Annotated in this window: 2 protein-coding genes; both read left to right on the plus strand. The window is 62.1% G+C overall.

Annotation, left to right across the window (positions count from 1 at the left end; all coding sequences use genetic code 11):
* Window positions 1–1,225: HlyD family type I secretion periplasmic adaptor subunit (locus HCO70_RS24465; RefSeq protein ID WP_172300543.1), on the plus strand; the 1,225-nt coding region annotated here is incomplete at its 5' end.
* A 429-nt stretch (window positions 1,226–1,654) separates the two neighbouring features.
* Window positions 1,655–5,311: cadherin domain-containing protein (locus HCO70_RS24470; protein WP_172300544.1), on the plus strand; the 3,657-nt coding region annotated here is incomplete at its 3' end.

The following is a 5,311-nucleotide window of genomic DNA, read 5'->3' on the forward strand; positions in this document are numbered from 1 at the left end:
CGGCGGCTGGGCGGTGTTTTCCGAACTGTCCGGCGCCGTCGTCGCAACCGGCAAGGTCGAGGTCGACCAGAACCGCCAGGTGGTCCAGCATCCTGATGGCGGTGTCGTCTCCGAGATCGACGTCGATGAAGGCGACGAGGTCGAGGCTGGGGACGTTCTGCTGCGGCTGGACCCGACGCTCCTGCGCTCCGAGCTTGCGATTGTCGAAAGCCAGCTGTTCGAACTGATGGCCCGTGGCAGCCGACTGGAAGCCGAGCGCGAGGAAGCAGAGAGCGTGACCTTCGACGACGAGCTGACCGAGATCGCGTCGAACCGGCCCGAGGTGGCCGAACTTATGGAAGGTCAGGCGCGGCTGTTCGAGGCGCGCAACGAGAGTATGCAGCGCGAGGTCGAGCAACTGCAGAAGCGCCGCGCCCAGATCGAAACCCAGATCACCGGCATCGACGCACAGCAGGAATCGCTGGCCCGCCAGCTGGAGCTGATCCGCAGCGAACTGGCGAACCAGCAAAGCCTGTTCGACCGCGGCCTCGCCCCGGCCAGCACCGTGCTGTCTCTGCAGCGGGAAGAATCGAACCTGACCGGCGACATGGGCGAGCTCACCGCCAGCCGCGGCGAGGCGCAGGAGCGCATCACCGAAATCGAGATCGAAATCCTGAAGCTCGGCACCACGCGCCGCGAAGACGCGATCACCCAGCTCCGCGACCTTGGCTACCGCGAACTGGAACTCGCCGAACAGCGCCGCTCGCTTCTGGAACAGCTCAGCCGCCTCGACATCCGCGCCCCCGCCTCCGGCATCGTCTACGGCATGACGGTCTACACCCCGAACTCGGTGATCCGTGCCGCCGATCCGCTGATGTACCTGATCCCGCAGGACCGTCCGCTTATCATCGCGGTGCAGGTCGATCCGACGGATATCGACGAGGTCTTCGTCGGCCAGAACGTCATTCTGCGCTTCTCCGCCTTCGACAGCCGAACCACGCCGGAACTCGACGGCCGGGTCATCCAGCTATCCGCCGATGCCTTCGTCGAGGAAAACACCGGCAAGACCTATTACCGGGCCGAGATCCAGCTGCCCGAGGAAGAGCTGGCCAAGCTCCCCGAGGGTCTTGCGCTGATCCCCGGCATGCCGGTTCAGGCGTTCATCCGCACCGTCGACCGAACCCCGCTGGCCTATCTGGTCAAGCCGCTGGCGGACTACTTCGCGAAAGCCTTCCGAGAAAGCTGACCTGCGCCTTGCCGACGTGAACAAGTGGTGAATGTAGTCCCCCGAACAGATTTTTCGTCACTAGAGCGGCATTGCCCAGTCGGAGAGCCGCCCTCTTGAGGATGTTTTCGCTCCAATGGAATTATTCCGAATAATGCTATCTTCCAGAAGCGTCCGCAAAAATCATTATTTAATAATTTATTGACAAAGTATTTATTTAAAATTGACAGATTTTTAATTAATGGTGAATGTGAAGATTTAGTTTACGATTATACTTCTGCCAAGCTTCATTTTGGCTTCAATAGTATTTGATGGCGTGGCCATGTGTGTGGTGTAATTGACATTGTATCTCTGTACCCATGGAGCCGTGAGATGACCATTAACTTTCAGACTTCGCCAATCCTTAAAAATTTCTTTGTTGCGGATGACGGGAGTGGTTTGGCGCTTTGGGTGACTGACGGGACGGAGGCTGGGACGGAGTTGCTCGCCTCTGTTGTGCCGGATTTCGCCGATGGCGAGAATGTTGTGGCGTTCGACGGCAAGCTGCTGTTCGCGGGTGACGACGGTAGCGGAGACGTTGAGCTCTGGATCAGCGACGGCACCACTGAGGGAACCGTGCTGCTGAAGGATCTTTACGATTCCGGCAGCTCGAACCCTGGAAGCTTCACCGTGTTCGGGGACAAGGTCCTGTTCGTTGCGACCACGGATGTCGGAACTGAGCTCTGGGTCACCGATGGGACCTTAGGCGGGACCGAGTTGCTCTCTGACCTCTACAGCGGCCCCGACAGTTCCAACCCGGCCGAGTTCGTCGTCCTGGGCGACCAGGTGATCTTCGTCGCGGAGACGGCCCTCGGTTTGGGCCTCATGATCACCGACGGAACCAGCGCCAATACTGTTCCGATGAGGGACCTTAACATCATCTCATCCACGAGCCGGGGCTCCCCTGGCGAGCTGACCCTGTTCGGCGATCAGATCATATTCTCGGCCACCAACGGGCACAGCGGGTACGAGCCTTGGGTCACCGACGGGACCTACTCGGGTACGGTGATGCTGGACGACCTCCGCAGTGGATCCTACGGGTCGCTTCCTTCGAACTTCACCGTTCTCGGCGACAAGGTTCTGTTCACGGCGCGCGGTAGCAGTTCCAACTATGAGCTTTACGCCACCGACGGTTCGGACACAGGGGCGTATCTGCTGAAGGAGATACGGGCGGGGGAGGATGGCTCGGATCCGTCCGGCCTGACTGTATTCGGGGACAGTGTGGTCTTTGCCGCCAACGACGGCACCAACGGGACGGAGTTGTGGATCACCGACGGGACCGAGGCGAACACGGTGCTGGTGGCCGACATCAACGCCACCGGCAGCTCGGATCCCTCGGACTTCACGGTGCTTGGAGACGTCGTCCTGTTCTCGGCGGAAGACGGGGTGAACGGGCGGCAGCTGTGGGTTTCGGATGGAACCGAGCTCGGCACCTACCGGCTGCTCGGCGCCTCCGGGGAGAGCCTGTTCGATCCCACCGACTTCTCGCTGCTCGACGGCCAGGTCCTGTTCCAGGCGACCGATGCGAGCGGCGACAGCGAGCTCTGGATCACCGACGGAACGCAGGCGGGTACGCTGCTGGTGGCCGACATCAATGCGACCGGTAGCGCCACGCCCGCCGATCTGTTCACAGCGGCGCTGGATCTCCCGGCCGTCCTCGCGATCGAGGTGGCGGAGAACCAGACGGCGGTCTACGATTTCGACGCGGTCGACACCGACAGCGAGACCATCACGTATAGCCTGAGCGGGGGGGCAGACGTCTCGCTCTTCACCATCGACAGCGCCACCGGGGAGGTGAGCTTCGTCAGCGCACCGGATTACGAGGCGCCGGCCGATGCCGATGGCGACAATGTCTACGAGTTCGAGGTCGTGGCCAGCGACGGCGCGGGGAATTCCACCACCCAGGCCGTCAGCGTCACGGTCACCGATGTCGTGTCGTCTGCATCTGTATCTGTGTCCGACGTCTCGGTGACCGAGGGGCAATCCGGTTTTTCTACGTTCTTTTTCACGGTCGTCCGGACCTCGACAGCTGCGGCGACCTACAGCTATGCCATCACCGGCAGCGGGGACAATCCGGCGGATGGCGACGACTTCGCCAACTTCGGTGGCGCGCTGCCCTCCGGCACGGTCACCTTCGCTGAAGGTCAGACACAGAGGACCTTAACCTTCTCTGTCTACGGCGACTACGATGTTGAAGGCGACGAGACCTTCACGCTCACGGTGACCGACGACGAAGGCGAAACAGCCACCGCCACCGGGACGATCCTGGCCGACGAGGTCGCGCCGGTGTTTCTTGTGGAGAAAACCTTCTTTGTTGCGGATGACGGGAGTGGTTTGGCGCTTTGGGTGACTGACGGGACGGAGGCTGGGACGGAGTTGCTCGCCTCTGTTGTGCCGGATTTCGCCGATGGCGAGAATGTTGTGGCGTTCGACGGCAAGCTGCTGTTCGCGGGTGACGACGGTAGCGGAGACGTTGAGCTCTGGATCAGCGACGGCACCACTGAGGGAACCGTGCTGCTGAAGGATCTTTACGATTCCGGCAGCTCGAACCCTGGAAGCTTCACCGTGTTCGGGGACAAGGTCCTGTTCGTTGCGACCACGGATGTCGGAACTGAGCTCTGGGTCACCGATGGGACCTTAGGCGGGACCGAGTTGCTCTCTGACCTCTACAGCGGCCCCGACAGTTCCAACCCGGCCGAGTTCGTCGTCCTGGGCGACCAGGTGATCTTCGTCGCGGAGACGGCCCTCGGTTTGGGCCTCATGATCACCGACGGAACCAGCGCCAATACTGTTCCGATGAGGGACCTTAACATCATCTCATCCACGAGCCGGGGCTCCCCTGGCGAGCTGACCCTGTTCGGCGATCAGATCATATTCTCGGCCACCAACGGGCACAGCGGGTACGAGCCTTGGGTCACCGACGGGACCTACTCGGGTACGGTGATGCTGGACGACCTCCGCAGTGGATCCTACGGGTCGCTTCCTTCGAACTTCACCGTTCTCGGCGACAAGGTTCTGTTCACGGCGCGCGGTAGCAGTTCCAACTATGAGCTTTACGCCACCGACGGTTCGGACACAGGGGCGTATCTGCTGAAGGAGATACGGGCGGGGGAGGATGGCTCGGATCCGTCCGGCCTGACTGTATTCGGGGACAGTGTGGTCTTTGCCGCCAACGACGGCACCAACGGGACGGAGTTGTGGATCACCGACGGGACCGAGGCGAACACGGTGCTGGTGGCCGACATCAACGCCACCGGCAGCTCGGATCCCTCGGACTTCACGGTGCTTGGAGACGTCGTCCTGTTCTCGGCGGAAGACGGGGTGAACGGGCGGCAGCTGTGGGTTTCGGATGGAACCGAGCTCGGCACCTACCGGCTGCTCGGCGCCTCCGGGGAGAGCCTGTTCGATCCCACCGACTTCTCGCTGCTCGACGGCCAGGTCCTGTTCCAGGCGACCGATGCGAGCGGCGACAGCGAGCTCTGGATCACCGACGGAACGCAGGCGGGTACGCTGCTGGTGGCCGACATCAATGCGACCGGTAGCGCCACGCCCGCCGATCTGTTCACAGCGGCGCTGGATCTCCCGGCCGTCCTCGCGATCGAGGTGGCGGAGAACCAGACGGCGGTCTACGATTTCGACGCGGTCGACACCGACAGCGAGACCATCACGTATAGCCTGAGCGGGGGGGCAGACGTCTCGCTCTTCACCATCGACAGCGCCACCGGGGAGGTGAGCTTCGTCAGCGCACCGGATTACGAGGCGCCGGCCGATGCCGATGGCGACAATGTCTACGAGTTCGAGGTCGTGGCCAGCGACGGCGCGGGGAATTCCATCACCCAGGCCGTCAGCGTCACGGTCACCGATGTCGTGTCGTCTCTGCCTGCGTCTGTATCTGTGTCCGACGTCTCGGTGACCGAGGGGCAATCCGGTTTTTCTTCGTTCAAATTCACTGTCGTCCGGACCTCGACAGCTGCGGCGACCTACAGCTATGCCATCACCGGCAGCGGGGACAATCCGGCGGATGGCGACGACTTCGCCAACTTCGGTGGCGCGCTGCCCTCCGGCACA

The sequence above is a fragment of the Pseudoruegeria sp. HB172150 genome (assembly GCF_013184805.1).
Taxonomy (GTDB): Bacteria; Pseudomonadota; Alphaproteobacteria; order Rhodobacterales; family Rhodobacteraceae; genus Psychromarinibacter.